This is a genomic window from Shewanella sp. SM21 (assembly GCF_025654335.1).
Taxonomy (GTDB): Bacteria; Pseudomonadota; Gammaproteobacteria; order Enterobacterales; family Shewanellaceae; genus Shewanella; species Shewanella oncorhynchi.
The window spans coordinates 146,562-172,328 of record NZ_JAKKRL010000006.1 but is presented as its reverse complement, the minus strand read 5'-3'; the positions used below and the strand labels follow the sequence as shown (position 1 = coordinate 172,328).

Sequence of the window (25,767 nt, the reverse complement as noted above, 5' to 3'; positions counted from 1 at the left end):
TATGAGCTCAATTGCTGAAGAAATTGCGGAGCTAAAAGTCGCGTCCGCAGCACAAACAGCCGCATCACAGTCGTTATCGCAAGAGGTCGCTGGCAAGATGGCGGCTATCGATAAAAAAACCAATGATTCGATTACTAAGGTCGAATCAACCTATGATCAAAAAGCGGCTGGGCTGACCATTATCGCCACCGACGGCTATAAAAAAGCTATCGAGCACAATTCTGGTGGTCGCAATACCGTGGTGTATGACGCCCAAGGCAACCCTAATATTATGTGCGTTATTCCGCGCTTTAATATGGAAGACCTAGGGCTAGTTGACTTAAACCTTGGCACAGGGGTTCACCCTGCGTTTCAGACTAATGGCGTACCACGCGGCGAGATATTAATCGGCAAGTATTTAGCGTCGGCAGCAGACAATGGCAGTGCGGTGATTGGCGGGGCGCAGCCGCGCACATCCGTTAGCTACGATGTCGCAAAAGAGCTGTGTACGCGCAAAGGCGCAAATTGGCACATGATGTCAGTGCACGAATGGGCAGCTATTGCGCTATGGTCTCTCGCCAACGGAACAGTACCGCGTGGTAACACAAACTACGGTCGCTCACACGAGAAAAAGTGGGAAACTGCAAGGCGTTCTGATAATGGCGCACCTGGCGACATCAGCGGCTCTGGTCGAACAGACACAGGCAAAGGGCCTGCCACTTGGAATCATGATCATACCCATTTGGGTGTGTGTGATTTAGTGGGCAACGTCTGGGAATGGTTAGATCAAATGAAGTTAGATAATGGTCAGATTATTACTACGCTGGACAATAACCCTGCGGTAGCTGAAGCAAATTGGCACAGACACGCAGCTTATTTTGACTCGCCTACGAATAGCCAAAGTGGCACAGGTAGCGCTGGCGTGCCGATCCTTAGTAATGCTGTAATAAACCGTAACGGTCCGATGAATGATGACTCACAAGACTATCCCTACCTTAGTGCGTCGCACTTTGCGGCTATCTCTAAAGCTGTAGGGTACGTACCAAACGAGCTATTGCGTAAATTACTAATCGAGTCGGCAACCCCTGCGACGATAGGTGGTTATGTTGGTGCAAGAAATTACGGTGATCGTTTTCCTGTCCGTGGTGGTTATTGGGATGACGGCATGCGTGCTGGGCTGGGAGCGCTCGACTTGAACGGCACACGTTCGAATGCGATTAGTAGCCTCAGTTTCCGTCCAGCTTTCTTTGTGTAGTGCAGTCTAATTCTCAGGAGAAGCCACAATGAATACCTTCGCCTATTTATTTACCGGCGTGTTGCACACTGATGTGTCGCGTGAATACATGAACAACCTAGGCATGAGCACTGAGCAGGTTAACTCTGTGCTCGCTCAGCGTGACTTTGAGCTGTCACAAAATATCGATAAACGTAAGGTTGCATATCGAGAAGAGTCGGACCCGCTTTATATGGAGTGGCAATACGACCAAACGCCAGAAAGCGAGCAACATTGGCGCGATAAAGTGGTCGAGATCAAGCAGCGCTATCCTGTTGCTACTGATGAATGATCAGAGGTTTTTAGGTCAATAAACGACTCTTACCACTCAAACCAGTAGCACCGCTCCGGTGTGCTCTGCAAGCTTAGCCCTGCTTAGTTTTGCAAAACCCACAGCACCGGAGCTTATTATGGATTATCACCACGGGGTCCGCGTCATTGAAGTCAATGATGGCACCCGAACCATTCGCACAGTATCAACCTCAGTCATCGGCATTGTCTGCACCGCCAGCGATGCCGATGCAAAGTTATTCCCGCTAAACACCCCAGTGTTGCTAACCAATGTCATGCAAGCCATTGGCAAGGCGGGCACCTTAGGCACATTAAAGCCCACGCTTGAAGGCATTGCTGATCAAGTCAATACGCTCACCGTTGTGGTGCGTGTTGAGCAGGGGGCGGATGAAACCGCCACAACGGCGAACATTATTGGCACTGTAACGCCACTGGGCCAATACACTGGCCTTAAAGCATTACTGGCGGCACAGTCTTTATTGGGCGTTAAGCCGCGTATTCTTGGCGTGCCTGGATTAGACACTTTACCCGTTGCCACAGCGCTTGCAGCAACCGCCAAAAAACTGCGCGCTTTTGCCTATATCAGCGCCTACGGCTGTGCCACCAAAGAAGAAGCTGTGGCTTACCGTGAAAACTTTGGCGACCGTGAAGTGATGATCATTTGGCCTGAGTTTGTTGCCTTTGATACCGTCGCGGCCGCCAGTGTTAACGCTACTGCGACCGCTCGCGCATTAGGTTTACGTGCGCGTATCGACAAAGAAGTTGGTTGGCACAAAACGCTATCAAACGTCACGGTTAGCGGCGTTACCGGTTTAAGCAAGCCCGTGTTCTGGGACTTACAAGATCCGTCTACCGATGCAGGCTACCTAAACAGTAATGACATCACCACGCTGATTAATCAGTCAGGCTTTCGCTTTTGGGGCTCACGCACCTGTTCAGAAGATCCCTTATTCCAATTTGAAAACTACACCCGCACCGCCCAAGTGTTGGCTGACACCATTGCCGACGCGCACATGTGGGCCGTTGATAAACCGATGACTCCCACATTGGTTAAAGACATTATCGAAGGCATTAACGCCAAGTTCCGCGAGTTAAAAGGCCTTGGGTATATCGTTGACGGCCAAGCCTGGTATAGCGAAGACGTTAACGACGTCAGCACGATTAAGGCTGGCAAGTTGTATATCGATTATGACTACACCCCAGTGCCTCCGCTGGAAGATTTAACCTTCCGTCAAAAAATCACCGACCGCTATTTAGTCGACTTCGCGTCCGCAGTTGCTGCGGCCTAAGGATAACCCATGGCATTACCACGCAAATTAAAACATTTGAACGTCTTTATCGACGGCGATAACTGGATTGGTGAAGCGGAGGAATTCACTCCAGCAAAACTGACGCGCAAGTTTGAGGCTTATCGCGGCAGTGGCATGCCAGGCTCAGTCAATATTGACATGGGGCTGGATGAGTCAGCCCTCGACGTCGAGTTTGTTTTTTCAGGTATAAGCGATGCCATCATCAAACGCCAAGGCTCCGCCAAAATCGAAGGTGTGCAGCTGCGATTTGCAGGCGCAATGCAGCGAGATGATTCGGGCGAAGTCAGCTCCATTGAAATTGTGTGTCGCGGCCGCTTTAAAGAGTTTGATAGTGGCACGCTCAAAAATGGCGATAACAGTACTACCAAGGCCAGCATGAGCTGTACCTATTACAAGATCATGATCGGCGGAGAAGTTCTGCATGAAATCGACATCATCAACATGATTGAAATCGGGCCGGATGGTGTCGACCGTATGGCCGAACATCGCAAAGCCATTGGCTTATAACGCTAACTACCAACCTAAGCCCGCATCGGAGAGCCGTTTGCGGGCATTTTTTAACTAGGCGGCACCGGGCATCCTGCCCTCAAGCCGCATACCGGCCATCCTGGCCATAACAGAGGGTCTAACAATGTCAGTCACTATTACCCATAAAAAAGTCACACTCGATCAAGCCATCAGCCGTGGTAAAGAGTCCGTTACTGAAGTCACTTTACGTAAACCCAAGGCGGGCGAACTGCGAGGATTATCGCTATCTGATTTACTCAATCTTGATGTTAATGCTATCTCCACTTTGTTGCCTCGTATTAGCACGCCGATGATCACCAAAGATGAAGTACTCACCATGGACCCTGCAGACTTAGTTCAAATCGGCGGGGAAATCAGTAATTTTTTGGTGCCGAAGAAGTTACAGATGGACAGTCAGAGCGAGAACGACAGTCAAGCCTCCCTGAGTGCATAGATGATGTGATGGCGGATATCGCCATTATTTTCCATTGGCCGCTATCCGAGATGGCGGCAATGGATATTGAAGAGCTAATGGGCTGGCACGATAAAGCGTTGGATAGATGGGAAAGAATTAACAAGGTTTCACATGACTAAAAAATTAGAGATGCGCGTGTTATTGGCGGCAGTGGATAAAATCACGGGGCCATTAAAAAAGATGCGCCAAGCCAGCGGCATAACCGCCACTCAATTAAAAGAGACGCAAGACAGAGTTAAGTCTCTTAATAAACAGTCAGCTCAAATCGATGGTTATCGCAAGGTGAGCCGCAGCCTTGGTATTACCTCCAATGATTTGGCCAAGGCACAAAAGGAAGTGAAACGCCTAGCGCTTGAGATGCAAAGTAGTCAGGCACCGGCTAAAGCGCTGGTTAAAGAGTACGAGCAAGCTAGGGCGGCAACGGTCAGGCTGAATACTCAGCATAAAAACTTGACCATTAGCCAGCACCGGCAGCGTGAAGCTCTCCGCACTGCGGGGATTGATACTCGTAATCTTTCGCAGCATCAACGCACGTTGACTGCTGATCTTTCTCAGGCTAACAAACAACTCGACCAACAGAAGCGCCGCCTACAACAGGTTTCGGCCCAACAGAAACAGCTATCCGCAGCACAAGCCACTTACCACAAAACCAAAGCACTGCAGGGCAATATGGCAGGTGCGGGCGCAACAGCTGCAGCCTCAGGTGCGGCTACGCTCTATGCTGGCTCGCAGGTGTTACAACCAGGTCTAGATTTTACCGCCGCACAATCCAAGGTTCAGGCATTAACTCGGCTTGATAAGAACGACCCGCAACTCATCGCGCTGCGAAAACAAGCGCGCGAACTTGGCGCCTCAACCAGCTTTACGGCTAACGATGTGTCACAGGGGCAGTCATTCTTAGCTATGGCGGGCTTTGATGCTAAGTCAATAAAACAAGCCATGCCTGGCATGCTCGACTTAGCCAAGGCCAACGATACCGATCTCGCGGTGACGTCCGATATTGCCTCAAACATATTATCTGGCTTTGGTTTGGCTGCAGATCAAATGAATCGTCTTGGCGATGTGCTCACCGCAACCACAACTCGCGCCAACGTTGACTTAACCATGCTGGGTGAAACGATGAAATACGTTGCACCTGCCGCGCGTGATTTAGGTGTGAGCGTAGAAGAAGCTGCCGCTATGTCGGGGTTACTCGGCAACATTGGTATCCAAGCGAGCCAAGGCGGCACGGTTATGCGCGCCATGCTTAACCGCTTGGCAGGGCAAACAGGGCCAGCTGCCGACGCAATAGAATACTTAGGACTAAAAACCAAAGACAGTGCCGGCAATTTGCGCGCGATCCCCGACATCTTGGCTGATGTGGTCAAGGCGACTAAGGCAATGGGTAATGCTGACCGCGCCGCAATACTTAAAACCATCTTTGGTGAAGAAGCGGGCACTGGCGTCAGCGAGCTGATTAAACAGCAGGGTGATGGTGCCATTACCTCGTTTACCAATGTACTGCGTAAATCTGCTGGCGAGAACGCGCGAGTGGCTAAGACCATGGCTGATAATGCCAAGGGCGATATAGATACCCTTAAATCAGCATGGGAAGATGTCGGTATCGAAATATTCGAAGGTAACAACAGAGGTATTCGCAGTTTTATCCAGCAAATCACCGGAGTCGTTAACGGCATTGGTAATTGGATGCGGGTGAATCCTGAGTTAACCGGTACGCTTTTTAAAGCGGCTGCAGCCATGGCTATTGTCGCTGCCGTCGGCGGTTCGATCACCATCATGTTAGCGGGCATCTTAGGCCCAATGGCCATGCTTAAATACAGCGCATCGATACTTGGCATTAAGTCATTGCCGCTGATGGGTGGTGCATTCACGAAGCTGGGTAGCGCATTCAAGTGGGTGATTGGTGGATTAAGGGCGCTATCTTTGGCGCTGATATCTACACCCATTGGTTGGGTTATCTTAGGCATTACGGCGTTAGTCGCAGCGGGGTATTTGCTCGTTACTCACTGGGACACGGTTAAGGCGTGGATGACAGGGTTCTGGCAGACAATCACCTCATTGGTCGATAGTGGAGTTATTGCAGTTACAAACCTATTTAATGGTTTACCAGACCCCATTAAAGCCGTGCTTTCTGGTATATGGGAAACCATGAAAACCGTTTTTTCATGGTCGCCACTCGGGCTGATTGTGAACAATTTTAGCGAAATCATGTCGTTCTTCACTGGATTGCCCGCTAAGTTTAGCAGCCTAGGCGAGATGACGATGGATGGCCTAGTTAAAGGGATCACCGGCAAGCTGACCGAGGTAAAAGAAACCATCACCAATGCGGCCAGCAATGCGATTGGTTGGTTTAAAGATGTGCTCGGTATTGCTTCACCCAGTAAAGTGTTTGCAGTAATGGGTGACCAAACGATGGACGGTTTAACCGTTGGCCTTAATCGTAGCCAGCAAGCCCCACTAAACGAAGTCAGCAAGCTCGGTAAGCAGATGGCAGGCACTGCCTTTGTGCTGGGCATCTCGGCACTTCCTGCCGCCGCTACGCCGAATGACGTTACTAACCTGCCGTCGCCAGCGCCTATCTTTCAGAACCGTGAAATCATTGAGCAGCTGTCGCCGGCTAAGTTGAGCCAGCCTGAGGATATTGTGCGCCAGGTGCGCGAGGAATATCTGGGCACATCATTGCAGGCAATCCCAGACCAAACTCGCACCATTAAGGATGAATACCAAAGCGCTGATTATTCAGTGCCGGATGCAATCCGTTTGGTAAAAGAGGGCGAGCTACCTGCCAGAAAAGCGAAGAGTGACGACTTAACGCATAACGGCAGCGACTTAGTGCTTAACAGCAATGGCTTAACGCATAACACAGTGCCAGATAGATTAAGCGCCGGCAGTGCCTTTGCGCAGCGCCAAGCGCCACAGCCTCAAACCGTTCACATCGATGCGGGGATTCATGCACCCATTACCATCCACGCTACCGCCAATATGGATGCGCAGGATGTCGCGCGGTTAGTTGCCATCGAACTAGAAAAGCGTGACCGCGCTCAGCAGGCACGCCTGCGCAGCAGCCTTAAGGACCTGAACTAACATGAGTCAAATATTATGATGATGACACTCGGTTTTTTTGTATTTAGCCGGCTAACTGTGCCATACCAAACATCGCAACATGACATGGTATGGCGTCACCCAACCAATAGTCGCATCGGTGCGCGACCATCGGCGCAGTTCTTGGGTGTGGGGGACGAAACGCTAACGCTATCTGGTGTGTTAATGCCAGAAATAACGGGCGGAGAGCTAAGCCTTGAGGCGCTGCGTAAAATGGCCGACACAGGTAAAGCCTATCCACTTATCGAAGGGCGCGGCACTGTAACAGGCTTTTTTGTGATAGAGAAAATTAGCAAAGGCCGCAGCGAGTTTTTTAGTGACGGCGCGGCGAGAAAGATTGAATTTACAATTGAGCTGAAACGGGTGGATGAAAAGAACACTAGCTTAATTGGCACTGAAAACCTTATCGGCATGGGTATCAGCAAGCTAATAAGGAAGATTTTGTGAACCTACTCGAGCAGTTTAACCCGCTGGCATCGAGCGACCAGCCCACGCCAGACTATCAAATATTGGTCAATGGCAAAGACATAAGCCCCAAAGTGAAAGCGCGGCTTATGTCGCTGCGCCTAACAGATAACCGCGGCTTTGAGGCCGACAGCATTGAAGTGCAACTTGATGACGCAGACGGTGAGCTGGCGATGCCACCCAAGGGCGCAACCATGCAAGTGCGTATTGGCTGGAAGGGTAGTGCGCTGGTTGATAAAGGCACTTACACCATTGACGAACTTGAGCACAGCGGACCGCCAGATTGCTTAACCATTCGCGGTAAATCCGCCGATATGCGCGGCACCTTGCAGCAAAGCCGTGAGCAAAGCTTTCACCAACAAAGTGTGAGCAGTATTATCGATGTCATCGCAGCTCGGCATCAGCTCAAGGCTAAAATTAGCGACAACTTGAAAATGGAGTTTATCGATCACATCGACCAAGCCAACGAGTCCGATGCTAATTTTCTAAGCCGCCTCGCTGAACAGTTTGATGCCATAGCGACGGTAAAAAACGGCAACCTGTTATTTTTACAAGCGGGTTTAGCCCATAACGCCAGCGGCATCGCGCTCGACCGTGTAGACATTACCCGTCAGTCCGGCGACAGCCATCACTTTGGCGTCGCCGATCGCGATGCTTACTCAGGCGTTGTGGCCTACTGGCAAAACGATAAAGCCGCCAAGCGGCAGACAGTTAAAGCCAAAAAACCTTGGCAAAAAAGTAAACCGAAAGCTGAACCTGAGCAGCCTCTAGATCAAAATGGTGCGCCAATAGCTGTGGGCGAAAAGGAGATCATGGTTGGCAGTAACGATAACGTCAAAACCCTGCGGCATACCTATGCCAACAAGCAGAACGCCGAGCGCGCAGCGCGTGCCATGTGGGACAAACTGCAACGCGGCGTGGCGACCTTCACCATCACCTTAGCCATGGGGCGACCGGAGCTATTCCCTGAGCTGCCGGTTAACGTCAGTGGTTTTAAACCGCAAATCGATAACAGTGACTGGCTACTCACTCGCGTCGAGCACAATATCACCGACACGGGTTACACCACAGGGATAGAGCTAGAAGTAAAAAACAGCGAAGTGGCTGAGATTGAATTTTGAGTTTTGTTTTAAGAGAAGCAGACTTTGTTGTACAGTCATCAGTTGTTTAAACATCACGAGTATATAAATGAATTATCACGAAAAAATACTGATACTTGGCAGCTTTGACCCTTTTTTAATTTATCAATTATTGAATGAAAATGGTGAAATAATTGGCTATCAAGTTTTTAATGGAAATCAATCGATTAGCGATATTTTTGGAAGTTTAGATGCTGCTACTGAAGTGGCGTTGAGTTTATCTTTAGCAGCAGTGTTAGATGATGCATTATTAGACATGGAATTAACGCCAAAACCTAATCATCTAAAATCAAATAGCACACCATTCAAACCAAAATAAGTTATACTGTTTTTATATACAGTGCTTGTGAGTTTGGATTATGAAAGTGTTAGGCATCTCTGTTCAGCGGGAAAAGTACAATATCCCGCTATTTAGCTCATTGATTGCTGCGGGATTTCCCTCTCCTGCGCAGGACTATGTTGAACAAACATTGGATCTCAATGAACTCTGCATTAGGCATCCTGCGGCGACGTATTTTGTAAGAGTGCAGGGTGATTCAATGATTGAAGCGGGAATATTTAACGGTGATATTCTTGTTGTCGATCGCTCATTAAATCCCGAACATGGTGATACAGTTGTGGCCTCTGTAAACGGTGAGTTTACGGTTAAGCAGCTACAGCTACGTCCGACAATTCAACTAATTCCACGCAACGCTATGTTCTCTGCAATCCCTATTAGTGATGAATCAGAACTGAGTCTGTTTGGTGTCGTCACTAGTGTGGTGAAAAAACTCAAATGAAGCAGACACTGTTTGCACTGGTTGATTGTAATAATTTTTATGCCAGCTGTGAGCGTATGTTTAGGCCTGATCTGATTGGCAGGCCGATTGTGGTGCTATCAAATAACGATGGTTGCGTTGTTGCCCGTTCAGCGGAGGCTAAAAAACTCGGGATTAAAATGGGCGTGCCAGTATTTGAAATTGCCCAATTACTTCGTCAGCATAACGTTGTCGTATTTTCATCTAACTATGCCCTTTACGCAGACCTATCAAATCGGGTAATGACAACCTTAGAACAAATGGCTCCAAGGGTAGAGGTGTATTCAATCGATGAGGCATTTTTAGACCTTTCGTGTATGGACAAATGTACCGACATAAATACCTTAGCCACTGATATTCGCCAACGCATTCACCAGTGGGTTGGGATTGCGGTTTGTGTCGGTATTGCGCCAACAAAAACACTGGCAAAACTCGCAAATCATGCCGCGAAAATCTATCCAGCGACGAAGGGCATAGTTGATTTAAGAGACCGCGAACGCCAGCGCCGTCTTATGGCGCTCACGCCTGTTGACGAAGTGTGGGGGATTGGTCGTAGGCTTTCAAAACGGTTACAGACCATGGGGGTGAATACCGCTTTGCAATTGGCCGATGCTCACCCTAAGTTAATTCGCGATACCTTCTCGATTACGGTTGAACGCACAGTGCGTGAATTAAACGGTATTGCTTGTGCAGACTTGCAGCCAGAAGCCGCAACAAAGCAGCAGATCATCAGTTCCCGTTCCTTTGGTGGCCGTATTTATTCACTCGCGGATATGCAGCAAGCCATTAATGAGTACACTTTTCGTGCTTGCGAAAAGCTAAGGCTTGAGCGTCAATATGCCAAAGTGATGTCGGTTTTTATTCGTACTAGCCCGTTTAGCGACGTTACCCCGCAATACAGTAAATCGTTAACGGGTAGTTTAGTTTGCCCCAGTAACGACACGCGTGATTTCATTGCCTTAGGCCAAGCCTTATTACAGCGTATTTGGAAAGATGGCCATGCTTATGCAAAGGCTGGCGTTATGTTGGGGGATTTTTTTGATCCTGGCGTATATCAATTAGGGTTATTTGATGACGTTACACCTAGGCCCAAAAGTAAAGAGTTGATGCAGTTAATGGATAAGGTTAACCATAGTGGTAAGGGTAAAATATGGTTTGCAGGGCAAGGTATAGACCCGACTTGGGGGATGAAGCGGGAGCAGTTGTCGCCCAGCTATACTACACAATGGGCGCAACTACCTGTGGTTAAGTGAAATTAAAAGTGTTATTTTTCTCGAGTTATCTATAAAAACAATGGCTTATTAATGTGGTGGGAATATGAGAAACGATGATCTGGAATTAGAAAGTACGGTAAAAAGAGTCTATTTAGATGCTGCCATAGAAGCTCTAGAAACAAGAGGTAGGTATTGGAACAATACAATACCTAAACAGGAAGCAAGAAAGTTATACCAGATGTTGGCAGAACGTGGTTATGGACATTTAATGCACGCATCATTCAAACCTCGTTTTGAACATGTATTTTACTTTGAACGAGATTTTGAACTTGTACAATCGATAGCTATAGAACGCGATAGGATACAAAAGTTACATCCTGAAATATCTGAAAATGAACTGCCCATTTAATTAGTAGATAACAGCAATTGGCTATTCATCAGCGTCGAGTGAATACCAAAGACATAGATCGTAGAGTAATGACTATGTATATAAATGAATTGCTATCCTGATAATGTTACTTAGTAAGATGTAGGGAATATTGATTATTTTATACGAGGTGATAATTGACTAATACTAAAAAAATTACTAACAGTTATCATGCTTCATTTCTGTTGTGTGGAATGTTTAAACCATATGGAAAGTCAACGGGTTTTCATGTGAAAAGCCTTTAGGCGAAGTGGTTAGTTTGGAAAATAATCGCAGATGCTATCAGTGCAAAGCTAGTTAATACTTAAAGTCCTTGAAAAGTTATGATATATTTTACCTTTAATGTTAAAAGTGATGAAAGTAATGAAGTATTTACCAATTTTTGACATCTATCCAATAAGCGATGGTCCTGTTACAAGTGAAGAGTTGAGATCTCATTATTTTGCTATGGAGATAGGCATTCAGCCTAATCCGTTACGAAATGAAACTATAATTAACACGCCACTTTGTTTTGTACAACATTGCTTAACTAACGTAATGTCTGGTGTGACTTGGAGATATCATCAATCACTTGATGCTTTTTTATCAAATGTAGGGCTGAAGGATGAGGTGTCTTCATATCTTGATTATTATCAAAATGAAAATTATAAAGTTAATTTTAAAGCGTTAGATGACGAGATACTTAGAAATGGATTTAGTCTTACACCTGGTCAAGTTGTTTTTCATGGTGGAACATTCCCTTATGAAACTGGTACGTTAAATATAGACTTTCCATTTTCAACCACCTTTTCACCAGAAGTAGCTGTACATCATGCATTTAGACAAAATGCAACAACGATGATGCCAGATGCACCATTTAATATTGATTCGACAGTGCTTATACTTTTTATTTCAGAGACTTGCAGAAAGAAATGTCATGTATATTTTTCATGCGACAGTGAGATGAATTATGAATATGAGGTTTTATTTGAGAGTGGATTATCCATACAGATTGTAAAAAAGTGTGAGTGTATTAATTACACTGGTAAAATGACTAGGGTGCTAATTGGGCGTGTGCTGTAAAAAATAGATGTAAAATGTGGAATTTTTATTTGTTTTAAAATTAATCATCAAAAATAGAAATAGAGAGGTCAAGTGCAAGCGGTTTTAAGATGTCATAAGACAAAGGCCAATTTTCAATTAAACGCTCTTTTCTGTTTTTTAACATCCAATAAATGAAAAGTATTGTACTTTGTTGATAAAGTGAGTTGGTGGTATAGTTTGATTTTATTAATTCACCTAGATGACTACATTGCTCTGTTGCTAAAAATATTTGGATTTTATCAATCAAGTTTTCATCAATAAATTTCTCGAAGCAATCAAAAATAACAATAGAAGATTTTTGATTGTAAGATACTAAACCAGTGTAGCAATGATAAATACTATCAAGTCTTTCTAATATCTTAAACTCTTCTAATGGTCCATTATTAAGCGACTCAGTAACAATAGTAAATAGTTCATCAGTTGTCTCAATTAATGCCATGCTCTTTGCAACATTACGATGAATAAGAGGTTTAACGATACGTTTAGACTTATAAATCGCATCATGCGTAAGTTCGGCATGAGCATGCTGCAAAAGCGTTCTTACTTGAACTTCACATGGTGTTGATGTGGATATATTTATATTTTTAAATATGATCTCTTTTTTTGGTTTGAGTATAAAGTGCACTGACTGATAAGTGAAAAGTAGAGGCTCATTCTCTTTATCTTCATTGAAGTGTTTGCATGGATCAAAGTTCCAATCACTAGACTGTTCAATAATATCGGATAAGATATTAATATCAGCTAGAAGAAGAACAACAAATCTAACTCCAACTTTATCTTCAATTTGATTATAAGGGTCTGAATAGCTTTTTTCCGCTCGATTAAAGGCTTTGTCAATAAGTGAAATATCATCTTTAACTCGATGCTTAGGTGGGATTTTTAGAAAAGTATTTACATCCTTTCCTCTAAGCTCAATTTCTCTTGTTATTTTATTGACAATAAACTCTCCCCATGCATCAAACATGGGTTTATCTTCTAACCATTTCGCGCGAAACTCTAGTTCATTCATTCTTGCTGTATAATCCTATCTTTGATAATTATTTTTGTCCATTCAGCAGGAGAGCCAGTTGCATCAAGATCACCGTCAATTGTTTCTATATTAATTAAGGATTTAAACGTCTCAGACGGTGCCGTGATTTTAATATTGTTTTTAAAGCTGATACGCCTAAATTTCAACTTACTTTCAATGTATTCGTTATTTTTTGTAAAAGATACTGCAGGAATGCCAATACTATTCATATGTTCTTTGAAAGAATCACGGGTATCTACATCATTAAAGTAATTTGAAGCAAAATCTAGAGTATTAATTACCGGTGACGTATTAACTTTCAAGTACGTAGTTAATGCGTTGAGAAGGTCACTTCTTTCTTCCGCTGATATTGATAATTTGGATATGAATTTACTTGATTCTTCGAAAAATAGTTTTGTTGTTCTTGCGCTTGATTCTGGATATCCACAACCTAAAAATTCAGAGTAAAAATATTTCGCAGCAGCTTTTCCATCAGCCTTGTTAATTTGATAGTCAGAAATCAGTACAGAAAAGTTGCTTTTTAAATCAACGTTATGGACATCGTAAGATGCTTTCTTGAAAAATGCTGCTGTTTTGTATAAGCGTGTTCCTGGAGTTAATAATATATCTGTAATGTACTTTAATGAAATCTCACCTTTAAAATTTGTTTCCCTTTCATATCCGCTATGCATTTCAGCTTTTATTATGCCTAGAAAACTTCGAGGGTTACTACCTTGTGTTCCTGTAAAAACAACAACAATTCCACCTGGTATATTTCTTTTTGTTTGTGCATCATTTAATTTTACCGCTATATCATAGGATGAAACTGCAAAAGTTATATCATCCTGGTCTATAATTTTATTTATTAATGATGGTAAATCTGTTGATGCTTGATTAAATATTTCCATTTCTACAGCTTTAGAGTCCTCACCTAATGCATCAATAACTCTCTGCTTAAATGTTGTCATTGCCGCAGCGTCAAAATTAGTAAAATTATGCGTCTGGGTTGGCTTAATTTTAGCCCCATCATCTGCTCTAGAAAAAATTTGGTGGATAATTATTCTATCAATATTGACATTGATCAACTGCATATACTTGTTCCTTGTATAGAGAGCTAAACGCTTTTAGTTAACGCATTTGCCATTGCTAGTAATAGTTGCTTATTGTCATCATCAATAATTTTCCATGACTGTAAAAGGTCATTGATAGCTGCATCTGATTCCACTCTCGACTCACCCGTCAGCACGTACTGCACATCGACACCGATTTTGGCCACTTTAGCGAGGTAGTGTGCATCGGGAGCGCGTTCGTTGGTTTCGTATTTGCTTTGGGTATTTTTACGAACACCACCATGCCCACCGAATTCGGTTTGACTTAATCCCAGCTTTATACGCTCGTCACGCAATCGCGTGCCAAAATCTGTCATTTTAGCTAAATTCCAGTTTAACTTTCATTCATTTGGTGGAATAATGATTAAGTGAATTTTGCAAGGCAGTTATTTTAAATCTTGCAATTACAGTCACTTATAAGCACAAGTGTTTATATTCACATATTCAAGCTAGTCATGTCCAACATTCACGCAATAAACCAGTTAAGGAAGATGAAATGCACATCAATTCTGCGATACCCATCGCACAAAATAGCCAGACCAAATCCACGGCTGCAGCAACTGAACCCACTGCGACCCAAACCAATATGGCACCCGTGCAGCAAGACACTGTAACCCTCTCTGATGAAGCCAAAGAAAAGGCCGTTGCAGAAACTCAAGGGAATGGTTGGAGCAATGAGCCTAAAGTCACAACTCAAGGGAATGGTTGGGGTAATGAGCCTCAGTAATCGGTAGTAAAAGGGGTTAGCAGTGGGCAGTTTCATTATCGATATAGCGCCGTACCTATGGATTCTTTGCATCGTTATTTTGTTAGCAGGCTTAATGATGCGTTCCGACAAATCGTCAATGGTAACGCTGACGATCTGGATCGTGTCAGGATTGCTAATGGATAAACTTGCACCGCAAATTATGGCGATTGAAGATAAGCAAATTGCTCGAAACCTATGGTATTTAACTTGGGTTGTGATTGATTGCGTTAGCATCGTTCTGGTACTGCTAACCCATAAACGTTTTAAGTTGCTAGCGAGTGAATTAACCCGATTTATCAGTCACACCTATGCCATGCTTATCGCCGTACAAGCATTAAGATTCTTTGACCGCATGATAATGGAAACCGATTTACTGGGTGCATTTTATATGTACGCCATTCCAACATTAGACATTGCCGTTATCTTAGTATCGCTAATATGGTTATTGGGACATTTAAAGCAGCATAAACACAATACAGGGAGTTAAGTTATGTTAGAGATGGTGGCCTCAATCATTATTCTGCTTTGCATCTTCATAGCTGTAAAAGTAAACCTAGCGATCAAGTGCTCAATAAAGCGTGAGCCGCAGCGAAATGGCTTTGATAATCAGTATGAGCCAAGAGCAAGAGCGCACCGCCTTTGTATGCAGGCCCATGTGCTTCATGCAATGCCTAATGATTTTAGTAAAATCAAAGCAGATGAAGATTTTAAACTGGGAATAAAACGATATGTTAAAGATATCTCCATTACAGCAGAGTCGCAGAATACGTTGAGTATTACAGTCAATAACGTGACCCAGTTATACCCTAACAGCACAGGTAACAAGACCTCAAAGCAATACAACTAGCCTTGGTTACTTTCTTTTAAAATGGGTGTTGGTCGTTGTTGTAGTGCCTGGTTTTTTTCGTCCTGCTTTTGGAAGATAAATCTGGCGAGTTCTTGTACTTGCTCGAATTGTTTTTCATCTAAGGATAAAAACTGTAATCGGCTTGATGTGACTAATAGCTCAGCAACCATATTATCGAATTGTTCAGAAGATAATTTATTCTCTTTCAGAATGTTCCCTGAATGCTGAGCAAAATAATCAGGGATAAAAAACATCCAATGCTCAATCCACTCGAAACCTGGCAATAGCCGCATGACTTGGACTATCTGCTCGGATTTCTCTAAGGAAGGATTAGTCACACCGCGGCGAACATCCATCACATAGGTGTAGTCAATGGATATGCCTGCGGCCTTTGCCTGTCGAACTAACTCCTTTACGTTACTGTCACCGATAACAATTGACATGTTGTCAGCAAAAATTGCCTTAGCTTGCATTATAAAAGTGCCTATAGTCATTAATTGATATGATTATAGACATCCTTTCTATGAGATCTCAATTAAAAAAGTCCTGCTTGAATAGATATCGGACATTTTTAGTTTCTAATTAGCAACTAATACGCGCTTTTAAGATTGTAATTTCTCATATTCGAAATATTTCACATATTCAAAATATGTGTATTGTCATATTTAAGTTGACCTTAGTCATATCGCGATTGTACTCTTGCCATTATTATCAACTGAGTTCTCTCGCTGGGGTTCAAATGACAACAGATCAAATCCGTTCGGCATTAAAAAAGATGCATCAGCAGCGCGGTCGCCTAATGACGTTCGCAACAGCTAACAAGCTGAATTACAACTTATTAATCAAGTTCATGAGTAAGCCTGAACGTCAACTATGGCATGACAATGCTCAACAAATTATCAATGCCTTGCCGCAAGAGTTTAAAGATTGTAAGCAGATTCAACAGGATGCCGCCTGATGGGTAGGGGCGCAGGCATCACCTGCCCACATTGCGACAGCCGCGCCTTGCTACGCCGCACTAAAGCCATATCGGAACTCACTCGCGAGAAAACCTACCGCTGCAACAACGATAACTGCGGCCATGTGTTTGTCAGTGTTGAAGAAATTCAAAGAACTGTGGTGAGACCTCGCCAACCCAGAGATGGGGTGAACCTGCCTATGAGCAAAATGGTAATTGCCAGACTATCGAGCGAAACTTAAACATGGACTTATTAAATATGACTATAAGCATCTTTATTCGCTTGCGTGGGCTTAAAGCCCATGCCATAATTCCAACCGTTGCCACTCCCTTAGACAAGGAGCACCCGCAACAAAGCAGGTGGACTAGACACCCACATGCTGTGACTCAAACAGGAAATAGCGATAACCATATCCCCTATACCGGCGCAGTGCGCGGGTATATCCAAAACCATTGCACGGTATTTGGGGGCATGGACTGGGAGCCAAAGAAAACGCCCCCGATGCGCCTTTCCTGTTTGGGGCGCAGTCTTGCGGCTACCCAGTTCACCTTCACTAAACAAACAGTGAAGGTTTTCATCATGTTATATACATTTCTTATTGCCTATCGCGATCAAAAGCTGGCACAGCTTGCCCGCATCCGCACCGTTTCAACCATTGCCAACACCGAACAAGCTGCCCGTAATCAATTAAACGGCATGCCGCTGGTTTTTGTGTGCCGCACGCCTGCAAATGACAATTCCTGTCATGTTGGAGGTGAAGCATGAGCCATCCATTCGCACCCTTTACCCGTACCGTCAACATCGATGGCAGTAGCCAACGCAAAACCGTTAATGGTTGCGCATTCAATATCACTTGGCCACAGCAGCAACTCAATGCCGACCGTGAAACCCTTGCCAACTTTTTAAGCCGTTTCGGCTATTGTGAAGTGGTCGACGCACCTGAAGATAAGCGCGACTGGGCGCAAGAATTTGCCCAGCAGTTTAATCAGCACAGAATGCCGACGCATGCTAATACGGCCCAACACCGTGGAGGTGCGCTATGAGAACACCATTAGCATTTGAGTTGGCGCAACAGTGGCTGACTGACGACTGCGTTGTATTTGATACTGAAACCACAGGGCTTGGCGATACGGATGAAATTGTTGAAATCGCCTTGATCAACAGTCGCGGTGAAGTACTGCTTAATAGTCTGGTGCAACCATGCAAATCCATTCCAGCGGAAGCGACTGCCATTCATGGCATCACTAATGAGATGGTTGCCAGCGCCCCGCGTATTAGCGAGCTGCTGCATCAGATTAACACCATCATCAGCGGTAAAACGGTTATTGCGTATAACGCTGATTTTGATGTCCGGTTATTAAATCAAAGTTTAATGATGTGCGGCTTTAACGATAGTGATATTGCGCTGCATACCGTGAAGCTTGGCTGCGCCATGAAAACCTATGCTAAGTGGTATGGCAGAGTGGATCAGCAAAAAGGTGAGTACCAGTGGCATAAACTGAGCAATGCAGCTTTTGTTTGTAAGGCAACGTTACCAGAAGGTATGCAGGCTCACCGCGCCTTGGCCGACTGTTTAATGACGCTGGATGTGATCCGTTATATGAGCAACTGTGTGGATCAAATTCGGGCTGGTGTTGTCGCTGATTTTTGTATCTCACGCCTGATCGGCGAGCTGGACCGAGTATGTGTGATGAATGGCGATAGCAGCGTATTTTTTGAGACTGAAGTGGCGCGCATATTTGAAAAACGTAATGGCTATGAACTGTTCGCCGCGTGCGTTAATGGTCAGTTGAGCTTTGAGTTGGCACTCGATCGCCATAGTGCGTTCGCTTTGATGAAAATGTTTCCCGCTATCCAAATTGTTGCGTTAGATCCACAGCGTAATTCCAATGCCATGGGAGTATCAGCATGATTGCACTTGATCAGGCTCAATTTGATGCCGCCATGTATTGGGCGGATAAACCGATTAAAAAATATGTTTGTACTTTACGAGAAGCTGGCAAGTTTGAAACCCGTATTTATGGCGCAACATGCTCAGACCGCGCCGCCGAGCTTGCCCTGGATAACACAGAATTAAACCGTGAGAGTGCCACCGTTACTGAGGTGCGCCTAGCTACGCCAGAGGATTTAGGCTGCGTACTTATGCCGCCACCTTCGGTAAAAGCCAAAATGCTGACCTTTGCAGCAAATCATAAACTGGGTGAGGTGTGCATTGGTGATTCAGCACAGCAATTGCTCATTGGTAATTTGCCGGCGATAGCTGCCGTAAATGAACTTAAGGATCAACACGCCAGATTGTGTCGCGCTCTAGTGGATTGCCTCGCAGTTATGGGGGAGTGTGAGAAGCATAAGAGTTTCCCAAAAACGTTTGCGAGTCCTGTTGGCGGCTTAGGTTGGGATGCGACTATGGCTACAGCGCGCCTGCTGCTTAAGGGAGGCGTGTGATGGAGGCTTTATCTGAAAAAGTTGAAACCCTTAATACTCATTTGGTTCGGCTTGATGGCAGTGTTCAGGCACTGGGCGCTGTCACAGAGTTACTTAATCTCTGTCCGGCAGAACATAAAATTAATGCTAATGCATTAGGGCATTTATTACATGTTGTGAAGAAGGATGTCGATGCTCATCTGCTTGCCATCGATGTTACACAACACCGCCTGTGTGAAAACCTTCAGTCTCAAGCACAGCAGGGGTAGATTATGTCTATGTACCCTGAATTGCTGCGCGAGGTTTTGCCTCGCCTGCTGAACGAGTTTGACTTCGTTGAGGGTAAACAGGGCTTTCTGCAGCAGGGGCGTTGCCCCAGCTGCGGTAAAAAAGAGCTGTATACCAATAGTGAAAGTCCGTGGGTTTTGCGCTGCGGACGTTTAAATAAGTGCGGTGAAGAACTGCACATAAAGGACTTATTTCAAGATCTCTTTACCAGTTGGAGCGATCGCTTCCCAACTAAAAACAACCTACAAACGGGCGCAGTAGAAAATCCTAATGTGGCGGCTAACGCATACATGCAGCATGGTCGTGGCTTTGATTTGGCACCGATTGAGGACTGGTACAGCCAGGGGAGTTATTACTGCGGCAAGCGCGATATAGGTACTGCGACCGTTAAATTTGCCCTACCAAATGGTGCCAGCTGGGAGCGGTTCATCGATAACCCGCAGCGTTTTGGTAAACAAAAGGCTAACTTTGTGGGCAGTTATCAAGGCTATTGGTGGCAACCGCCAACAATAACTGCAATGGATTTAGCGACAGTTAAGGAGCTGTGGCTAACCGAAGGCGTGTTTGATGCCATTGCCTTGCTGCAAAACGATGTGACTGCTTTTGCCTTAATGAGCTGTAATAACTTTCCCGATAAAGCACTAGAGCAACTGGATGCGCAGCTGCCTAGTAGCTCACGCCCAACGCTGGTGTTTGCACTTGATGACGGCAAAGCCGGCGAGAGTTTCACTAAAAAGTTTGTTAAGCGAGCGCGGGAACTGGGCTGGAAGGCAACGGCTGCACAACCTCCTAAGGGTAAAGTAAAGCTCGACTGGAACGAGTTACACCAGCGTGAGCGCCTTACCGAAAAGCATTTAGATGAATACCGCCATTTAGGCCAGTTGCTCATTGCAACCAGTGCGACCCAAAAAGCTTTGTTGATGTATTCAAAGAAAGGGGTGCAAGAGTTTCCCTTTGGTTTTAATAACTCGCTGTTTTGGTTCAAGCTTGATCTCAACCGTTTTAATAAGGCCTATCAGCAGGTTGAAGAAGCTGCTATGCGTGATGAAGAGGAACTGACAGAAGAAGAGATCCGTGAACGAGCACTGCAGGAGTCCGGCAGTATTCAGGAGCTGGCCAAGTGTTACCCTCAGGCTTTGTATTACCAAGAAAACAAACTAACGGATGAAAGCTGGTATTACTTTAGAGTGGACTTTCCGCACGATAGCCCCAGCGTTAAAAATACCTTTAGTGGTAGCCAGTTAAGCTCAAGCGCTGAGTTTAAAAAGCGCTTATTAGGTATGGCGCCTGGTGCGGTATTTAATGGGCAAACACCGCAGTTGGATAAGTTGATGAGCCAGCAGCTGTATAACATTAAGCGGGTTCAAACCACGGACTTTATTGGCTATAGCCGTGAATACGCTTGTTACGTTTATAACGAGGTGGCCATTAGAGAAGGGCGCTTGTATCGACTGAATGAAGAGGATTTTTTCGATATTGGTAAGCTCAGTATTAAGACCTTGAGCCAGTCGGTTGGGGTACATCTTAACCCTGATCTAAAGAAGCTAAATAACGAGTGGCCGCGCCGGCTTTGGAAAGCATTTGGGGCCAAAGGTTTTGTGGCGCTTAGCTTTTGGTTTGGCAGTTTTTTTGCCGAGCAAATACGCCAAGAACATAAGAGTTATCCGTTTTTGGAGGTTATTGGTGAGCCTGGCACGGGTAAGTCAACCTTGATTGAGTTTATGTGGAAACTGGCTGGCCGTGCCGATTACGAGGGCTTTGACCCGAGTAAATCAACTCTCGCAGCAAGGGCGCGTAACTTTGCCCAAGTTTCTAACATGCCAGTGGTATTGATTGAGGGTGATCGTGGCGATGGTAAGGATGCGAAGCAAAAAGGTTTTGACTGGGATGAGCTAAAAACCGCTTATAACGGCCGTAGCGTTCGCGCCCGTGGCTTGAGAAATAACGGCAACGAAACCTATGAGCCACCGTTTAGGGGGGCGATTGTGATTGCCCAAAACGCTGAGGTACAGGCGTCTGAGGCGGTATTGCAGCGTATTATCCATATTCACACTGATCGCAGTGGGCAAACACCGGCTACGAAAGAAGCGGCTGAGTGGATGGAGCGGGTTAGTGTTGATGAGCTTTCGGGTTTTATCTTAAAAGCTGCATTGCATGAGCGTGAGATCATGGCGAGCGTGAACAGCCGCTGTAAGCATTATGAACAGTGGCTAAGCACTTGCCCTGATATTAAAAATATCCGTATTATCAAAAATCACGCTCAGCTTTGTGCCTTGATGGAAGCACTCGCCATAGTTGCTGATGTGAACCAGGAGCAAATAGAGCAAACCCATAATATGCTGCGAGATATGGCGGTTAAACGCCAGCAGGCTATTAACGCAGATCATCCAATGGTGCAGGAGTTCTGGGATGTTATCGACTTTATTGATGACGATAACTTACCTATTTTGAATCATTCGCGGGATCCTAAGCTATATGCCATTAACCTCAACCATTTTGCAGAGGTAGCTGCAGAGCGAAGGCAGAATGCACCCGCTTTAACTGACTTAAAGCGACTGCTTAAGTCTGCTCGTAACCGTAAATTTGTTGGCGTTCGCACCATTAATAGTGGTGTTAACGCACGTCATAATGAATCTCATCCCTACGCGAAACGCCCAACATCGGTGAAGTGTTGGGTATTTGCCAAGGAGGCTTAAGATGGCAAAGTTATCGATACCAGAAGAAGTAGCAAAAGCTAAAGCTGTAGATGTTGCCACGTTTGTTTCTGTTAATGTGCATGATTGTGGTACCGCTTTACGTTATACCAACAGCCACGGTGAATGCGTTCACTGTAAGCTGCTAAAAACAAAATCAAAACGTGATGCAATGAGAAAAGGAAAAGAAAGAAACCTTGAGCATGCCATTGCAGCTTATGGTGACGGTTTGAGTTTGCAACAAGCCTCGATAGAGGGCCGTATTTCAAATCACTCGCTGCGTAAAGAACTTGAAGCCCGTGGTTTGTTAAGGGACCGATATTTAGGTAGCGAAAGTAAAAGCGTTGGCTATGATGCCAATGAGAACAGAGAATCATCAGCTGGCAGTTTAGCACTTAGTTTAATGCGACCTGGGAGATCATTATGAAACTAATGAAAGCCATGGCATGGGCTAAACGTGAATTTGCAGATGGTTCGGTACCTGATAATAAGACCGTCCGCCGTTGGGTGGAACGTAATGTGATTGCTGGGCGGGTTATTGATGGCAATACTTATGTATTCGAAACAGAGAAGGCGGGCGTTGATCCCCATGTGTCGCAAGCCGTTCAAGCATTGTTGAGGGAATGATGGCAGCCAGACCACGCAATAAACAACAAATTAATCTGCCCGAGCATCTTTATTATGATGCTCGATGGGGGACTTATCGAATAAAGCTGGTTAGCGGCAAATTTAAGTCGTTAGGCAGTGATCGAGATGCCGCAGTTTCTATCGCTAGAGAATACAACTTAATTGCCAGGCCAAGAATTGGCATGAAGGTAGATGATTTATTGTCTGGCAATAATGGCAGTATGTTAGGTGAACCAGCATTTTCTGAGCATATTCCTGCACTTCTTAAGCGTATTATTGAAGATGAAAGGCCATCTGCAGACCTTGTAAAAACAATGGAGAATGATGCTCAACGATGCCAATTTTTTTTCGCGAATATTCCCAGTTCGCAAATTACCCTTCAGCATGTGAATGACTACATAACTCAATACCACTCTACTAGCAGCGCTAATGTCCAAAATCGCAAAGTGAGTTGGCTTAAGAAGCTATTTTCTTACGCAGCAGATGAAAGCATCATGCCGAGTAATCCTGCTTCGAATAAGAAAATGCGCAGAGTGAAGAGTAAGCAACGGCAACGTCTGAAAATGGAATGGTTCATGGCCATTCACTCTGTTGCGCCGCTGTGGTTACAAACGGCGATGGATTTATCGCTACAAACAACGCATGCGAGATTAGAAATATCTCGCATACAGTACGCGCTTAAAAAGCCGAATAGTAAGAGTTGTGGTTGCTATTGGTTTGATACGCCTAAAGTCACTCCTTATGGCAATGTGTTCGGCACGCTTTATATTCATCGGCAAAAGGTTGAAGGAAAGGAGGCCGCTCATGTGGCCATACCTATTGGGGATGAACTTAAGCGGATAATCGACCGTAGTCGGGATAAAATAGTTAGCTCTTATGTTGTCCATCGTTTACCCACAAAGCGCTCCAATGGCTTAAGCAAAGAAGTTAATCACATATCGCAGCTAAGCCCTGATTACATCAGCCGAGCATTTTCAGCGTTACGTGATGAGGTTGGGTGCTGCAATCACTTGGAGGCTGCAGAACGGCCAACATTTCATGAGATACGAGCACTAGCTGCACATTTGTTCGATATTCAGGGAATAGATCCTCAATCACGAATGGCGCATACCGATGCTAAAAGCACAAAGATCTATACCCAGAATCATGTGGAATGGGTCGAGGTGCCATTTGCTGAAATCAAAATGATGGCCTGATTGCACTCGCAAAACTAGGGTGTAAGTACTTGATTCGTATAATCCTGAAAATCCAGTTTTACGAGCGTAATTTTGAGGCTAAAACTAAGGTAAAAATCTTTAATATTATGAAGTTACTTAACTACTGTTCGTTGTGATGGGGTGTCAGGGGTCGGAGGTTCGAATCCTCTCATACCGACCAAATTCCTCTTTTTATAAGAGTTAAAAAGCCTGCAAACTTAATCGTTTGCAGGCTTTTTTATTTTTATGCGATTTTTAAGTTCTATTTAAGCATGCCAAAAGACTTCGTTATATGCATGGTAAAGTGTCCTAGCTTGAATCATGAAAAAACATAACAAATATGGGCAGGCTGCGCGTAGCTGCGACTTTATCCCAGTGTTGAATCACCCCGAGGTTTGATTGATTGGGGGGCGGAATGGATAAGTTGTATCGTTAAATAGAAATTTGCTGAAAGCTTTGGGTAGTGCTTTGAAGATTCAGGAGTGGCATTTATTGGGAGCAAAAAAATTAGTTGGACACACTTTTTGTTCCCATCTTATGGTTGAATAAACTGCATTAAAAAACCAAAATACCATGCCAACAAAGACGCCCAAGTATAACCCCAAACTGCCATCAATAAAGCAGCGGAAGCCAGCCTTGGGTGAAAAGCGCTGGCGATAACTGGTGCAGAAGCCGCACCACCAATATTACACTGACTCGCGATCGCGAAGTACATGATAGGTAATCGAAAAAATACAGTAAAAATAAATAAGATAATAATGTGTATAGAGAACCAAATAAGAGCGATACAAACGTAATAGGGCGCGGCGCTCAATGCGCTAATATCAAAGTTCAACCCCATCAACATTATCATGATATAGATAAAAAAAAGAGCTGCCTGCTGAGTTTTCTTGACTAACACATGTCTTGCATTTGTTAATGAAAATAATAATCCTAAAAAAGTTGCAATTAATACTGACCAAAAAAATTCAGAAGTAAGATTGTATTTAAATAAGTGTGGGAAACTATTAGCGATTCTTGTTGCAAGGAAGGATGATAATTTTTCACTAAAGAGAATTACAATGAAAAAAGTCAAGCTCAATATCAGGATCCAATAATAGCTTGTTTGTTTTCCTATCACTTTACGTTTGATGTCAGTGCAAAATATCGGTCTATAGCTTTTATCAGCTTTCAGGAAATCATCGATTTTATCTTGGCGTTCTGCAATGAAAAGTAATATAACCATCCATATACCGGAAAAAAGAATATTAATAGCCATCATTACCGCAAATACGGCATCACCGACACTGTGGATTTCTTTTACAGCCAATTGATTGGCGGTTCCGCCAAGCCAGTTTGCCATCAGTGTTGACATGCCTTTCCAAGCAGCATCATCTCCCTGCCAGACGAGTTCATTCGGAAAAAATATAGAGCCTAACCATAGGCTTAATGGACCACCAATACAGATGCTCACAGCACCTAGCACGTACATGCCGAGAAGTTTTTTTCCCACTAAACTGAGAGCAAAGAAATCGGTACCTAAAATCAACAAAAATAAACAACCGGGCATTAAGTGTGTTTTTGCCATTTCGCTAAGTTGACTATTACTTGCATCAATAATATTTAGCGAGCTAAAGATGGCTGGTAAGGTGTAGCACATTAGCATCAGTGGAAAAATACGATAAAATTGCTTAAAAAGTGTAATAGAGGATGTGTGTGTATAAAATAAAGTACATAGTAAAAAGACTAAAAAAAATCCTATTCCAAGATCTGATGATATCAATTTAATTCACCTAGTAAGAATAGCTGGTATACATTATTATATT

General features: G+C 44.5%; 33 protein-coding genes. 28 read left to right on the top strand and 5 right to left on the bottom strand.

The genetic code is table 11. The annotated features are described in order from the left end of the window. Position 1: 1 nt before the first annotated feature. The 14 genes from L5L94_RS09790 (at position 2) to L5L94_RS09725 (ending at position 12,041) form a co-directional block, all read left to right on the top strand. Positions 2-1,234, top strand: coding sequence for an SUMF1/EgtB/PvdO family nonheme iron enzyme (locus L5L94_RS09790; RefSeq protein WP_263162905.1), 1,233 nt, complete (start codon positions 2-4; stop codon positions 1,232-1,234). Positions 1,235-1,262: 28 nt separating this feature from the next. Further along, complete coding sequence (locus tag L5L94_RS09785; protein ID WP_263162903.1) at positions 1,263-1,544, top strand: hypothetical protein; 282 nt, start codon at positions 1,263-1,265, stop codon at positions 1,542-1,544. A 115-nt stretch (positions 1,545-1,659) separates the two neighbouring features. Then, entirely contained in the window at positions 1,660-2,832 is a 1,173-nt protein-coding gene (locus L5L94_RS09780) for a phage tail sheath protein (protein WP_263163056.1), read from the top strand. A gap of 9 nt (positions 2,833-2,841) precedes the next feature. After that, positions 2,842-3,360, top strand: coding sequence for a phage major tail tube protein (locus L5L94_RS09775; protein ID WP_259544679.1), 519 nt, complete (start codon positions 2,842-2,844; stop codon positions 3,358-3,360). Positions 3,361-3,484: 124 nt separating this feature from the next. After that, positions 3,485-3,814 carry a phage tail assembly protein gene (locus L5L94_RS09770; protein WP_263162898.1) on the top strand — a complete coding sequence of 110 codons (330 nt, stop codon included), beginning with the start codon at positions 3,485-3,487 and terminating at the stop codon, positions 3,812-3,814. Between the two features lie 8 nt (positions 3,815-3,822). Continuing rightward, positions 3,823-3,954, top strand: a complete 132-nt coding sequence (locus tag L5L94_RS09765; RefSeq protein ID WP_263162895.1) for a GpE family phage tail protein — start codon at positions 3,823-3,825, stop codon at positions 3,952-3,954. Then, complete coding sequence (locus tag L5L94_RS09760) at positions 3,947-6,919, top strand: phage tail tape measure protein (protein ID WP_263162893.1); 2,973 nt, start codon at positions 3,947-3,949, stop codon at positions 6,917-6,919. The genes L5L94_RS09765 and L5L94_RS09760 overlap by 8 nt, the downstream gene beginning before the upstream one ends. A gap of 15 nt (positions 6,920-6,934) precedes the next feature. Further along, positions 6,935-7,384 carry a phage tail protein gene (locus L5L94_RS09755; protein WP_259520214.1) on the top strand — a complete coding sequence of 150 codons (450 nt, stop codon included), beginning with the start codon at positions 6,935-6,937 and terminating at the stop codon, positions 7,382-7,384. Beyond that, positions 7,381-8,523, top strand: coding sequence for a phage late control D family protein (locus L5L94_RS09750; RefSeq protein WP_263162888.1), 1,143 nt, complete (start codon positions 7,381-7,383; stop codon positions 8,521-8,523). Before L5L94_RS09755 ends, L5L94_RS09750 begins: the two co-directional genes overlap by 4 nt. A 67-nt stretch (positions 8,524-8,590) precedes the next feature. Next, on the top strand, positions 8,591-8,860 hold the full coding sequence (locus L5L94_RS09745) for a hypothetical protein (protein WP_263162885.1): 270 nt from the start codon (positions 8,591-8,593) through the stop codon (positions 8,858-8,860). Positions 8,861-8,900: 40 nt separating this feature from the next. Then, positions 8,901-9,320 carry a translesion error-prone DNA polymerase V autoproteolytic subunit gene (umuD, locus tag L5L94_RS09740; protein ID WP_263162882.1) on the top strand — a complete coding sequence of 140 codons (420 nt, stop codon included), beginning with the start codon at positions 8,901-8,903 and terminating at the stop codon, positions 9,318-9,320. Further along, positions 9,317-10,591 (top strand): translesion error-prone DNA polymerase V subunit UmuC, encoded by a 1,275-nt coding sequence (umuC, locus tag L5L94_RS09735; protein ID WP_317629639.1) that lies wholly within the window; start codon positions 9,317-9,319, stop codon positions 10,589-10,591. The genes umuD and umuC overlap by 4 nt, the downstream gene beginning before the upstream one ends. A 64-nt stretch (positions 10,592-10,655) precedes the next feature. Then, complete coding sequence (locus L5L94_RS09730; RefSeq protein ID WP_263162880.1) at positions 10,656-10,961, top strand: hypothetical protein; 306 nt, start codon at positions 10,656-10,658, stop codon at positions 10,959-10,961. A gap of 381 nt (positions 10,962-11,342) precedes the next feature. Then, a complete protein-coding gene (locus L5L94_RS09725) occupies positions 11,343-12,041 on the top strand; it encodes a hypothetical protein (protein ID WP_263162877.1) in 699 nt (232 codons plus the stop codon). A 40-nt stretch (positions 12,042-12,081) separates the two neighbouring features. Here L5L94_RS09725 and L5L94_RS09720 read toward each other — a convergent pair whose 3' ends face one another. The 3 genes from L5L94_RS09720 to L5L94_RS09710 are packed head-to-tail and all read right to left on the bottom strand — an operon-like array spanning position 12,082 to position 14,497. Next, positions 12,082-13,071 (bottom strand): GTP pyrophosphokinase family protein, encoded by a 990-nt coding sequence (locus tag L5L94_RS09720; RefSeq protein ID WP_263162874.1) that lies wholly within the window; start codon positions 13,069-13,071, stop codon positions 12,082-12,084. Further along, complete coding sequence (locus L5L94_RS09715) at positions 13,068-14,162, bottom strand: nucleoid-associated protein (protein WP_263162871.1); 1,095 nt, start codon at positions 14,160-14,162, stop codon at positions 13,068-13,070. The genes L5L94_RS09720 and L5L94_RS09715 overlap by 4 nt, the downstream gene beginning before the upstream one ends. Before the next feature lie 23 nt (positions 14,163-14,185). Further along, positions 14,186-14,497 (bottom strand): helix-turn-helix domain-containing protein, encoded by a 312-nt coding sequence (locus tag L5L94_RS09710; protein ID WP_263162868.1) that lies wholly within the window; start codon positions 14,495-14,497, stop codon positions 14,186-14,188. 179 nt (positions 14,498-14,676) lie between these two features. Here L5L94_RS09710 and L5L94_RS09705 point away from each other — a divergent pair, with 179 nt between their 5' ends. From L5L94_RS09705 to L5L94_RS09695, 3 genes are all read left to right on the top strand, one after another. After that, the gene (locus L5L94_RS09705) at positions 14,677-14,907 is read left to right on the top strand and encodes a hypothetical protein (protein ID WP_263162866.1); all 231 of its coding nucleotides are present in this window, start codon (positions 14,677-14,679) and stop codon (positions 14,905-14,907) included. Positions 14,908-15,064: 157 nt separating this feature from the next. Then, the gene (locus tag L5L94_RS09700) at positions 15,065-15,415 is read left to right on the top strand and encodes a hypothetical protein (RefSeq protein WP_263162865.1); all 351 of its coding nucleotides are present in this window, start codon (positions 15,065-15,067) and stop codon (positions 15,413-15,415) included. 3 nt (positions 15,416-15,418) lie between these two features. Beyond that, positions 15,419-15,775, top strand: coding sequence for a hypothetical protein (locus L5L94_RS09695; protein WP_263162863.1), 357 nt, complete (start codon positions 15,419-15,421; stop codon positions 15,773-15,775). Here L5L94_RS09695 and L5L94_RS09690 read toward each other — a convergent pair. Further along, the gene (locus L5L94_RS09690) at positions 15,772-16,248 is read right to left on the bottom strand and encodes a hypothetical protein (RefSeq protein ID WP_113941649.1); all 477 of its coding nucleotides are present in this window, start codon (positions 16,246-16,248) and stop codon (positions 15,772-15,774) included. The two genes, L5L94_RS09695 and L5L94_RS09690, sit on opposite strands and share 4 nt — an antisense overlap. 266 nt (positions 16,249-16,514) lie before the next feature. Here L5L94_RS09690 and L5L94_RS09685 point away from each other — a divergent pair, with 266 nt between their 5' ends. The 11 genes from L5L94_RS09685 to L5L94_RS09635 are packed head-to-tail and all read left to right on the top strand — an operon-like array spanning position 16,515 to position 23,962. Further along, a complete protein-coding gene (locus tag L5L94_RS09685; RefSeq protein WP_263162862.1) occupies positions 16,515-16,733 on the top strand; it encodes a hypothetical protein in 219 nt (72 codons plus the stop codon). Continuing rightward, positions 16,733-16,975, top strand: a complete 243-nt coding sequence (locus L5L94_RS09680) for an ogr/Delta-like zinc finger family protein (RefSeq protein ID WP_113941647.1) — start codon at positions 16,733-16,735, stop codon at positions 16,973-16,975. Before L5L94_RS09685 ends, L5L94_RS09680 begins: the two co-directional genes overlap by 1 nt. A gap of 2 nt (positions 16,976-16,977) precedes the next feature. After that, entirely contained in the window at positions 16,978-17,499 is a 522-nt protein-coding gene (locus L5L94_RS09675) for a host cell division inhibitor Icd-like protein (protein WP_263162861.1), read from the top strand. After that, positions 17,496-17,777, top strand: a complete 282-nt coding sequence (locus tag L5L94_RS09670; protein WP_263162859.1) for a hypothetical protein — start codon at positions 17,496-17,498, stop codon at positions 17,775-17,777. The genes L5L94_RS09675 and L5L94_RS09670 overlap by 4 nt, the downstream gene beginning before the upstream one ends. Further along, the gene (locus L5L94_RS09665) at positions 17,774-18,646 is read left to right on the top strand and encodes a 3'-5' exonuclease (protein WP_263162858.1); all 873 of its coding nucleotides are present in this window, start codon (positions 17,774-17,776) and stop codon (positions 18,644-18,646) included. Before L5L94_RS09670 ends, L5L94_RS09665 begins: the two co-directional genes overlap by 4 nt. Further along, positions 18,643-19,179, top strand: coding sequence for a hypothetical protein (locus tag L5L94_RS09660; RefSeq protein ID WP_263162855.1), 537 nt, complete (start codon positions 18,643-18,645; stop codon positions 19,177-19,179). The genes L5L94_RS09665 and L5L94_RS09660 overlap by 4 nt, the downstream gene beginning before the upstream one ends. Further along, positions 19,179-19,427: a hypothetical protein gene (locus L5L94_RS09655; RefSeq protein WP_263162852.1), complete on the top strand. Its 249-nt coding sequence runs from the start codon at positions 19,179-19,181 to the stop codon at positions 19,425-19,427. Before L5L94_RS09660 ends, L5L94_RS09655 begins: the two co-directional genes overlap by 1 nt. Before the next feature lie 3 nt (positions 19,428-19,430). Continuing rightward, positions 19,431-22,142 (top strand): toprim domain-containing protein, encoded by a 2,712-nt coding sequence (locus L5L94_RS09650; RefSeq protein ID WP_263162850.1) that lies wholly within the window; start codon positions 19,431-19,433, stop codon positions 22,140-22,142. A gap of 1 nt (position 22,143) precedes the next feature. After that, the gene (locus tag L5L94_RS09645; protein WP_263162847.1) at positions 22,144-22,566 is read left to right on the top strand and encodes a hypothetical protein; all 423 of its coding nucleotides are present in this window, start codon (positions 22,144-22,146) and stop codon (positions 22,564-22,566) included. Next, the gene (locus L5L94_RS09640) at positions 22,563-22,766 is read left to right on the top strand and encodes a hypothetical protein (RefSeq protein ID WP_263162844.1); all 204 of its coding nucleotides are present in this window, start codon (positions 22,563-22,565) and stop codon (positions 22,764-22,766) included. The genes L5L94_RS09645 and L5L94_RS09640 overlap by 4 nt, the downstream gene beginning before the upstream one ends. After that, positions 22,766-23,962 carry a phage integrase Arm DNA-binding domain-containing protein gene (locus L5L94_RS09635; RefSeq protein WP_113941640.1) on the top strand — a complete coding sequence of 399 codons (1,197 nt, stop codon included), beginning with the start codon at positions 22,766-22,768 and terminating at the stop codon, positions 23,960-23,962. Before L5L94_RS09640 ends, L5L94_RS09635 begins: the two co-directional genes overlap by 1 nt. A 535-nt stretch (positions 23,963-24,497) precedes the next feature. On the opposite strand, the gene L5L94_RS09630 is transcribed toward L5L94_RS09635, so the two are convergent. Continuing rightward, positions 24,498-25,724: a DUF819 domain-containing protein gene (locus L5L94_RS09630; RefSeq protein ID WP_263162840.1), complete on the bottom strand. Its 1,227-nt coding sequence runs from the start codon at positions 25,722-25,724 to the stop codon at positions 24,498-24,500. Positions 25,725-25,767 lie beyond the last annotated feature (43 nt).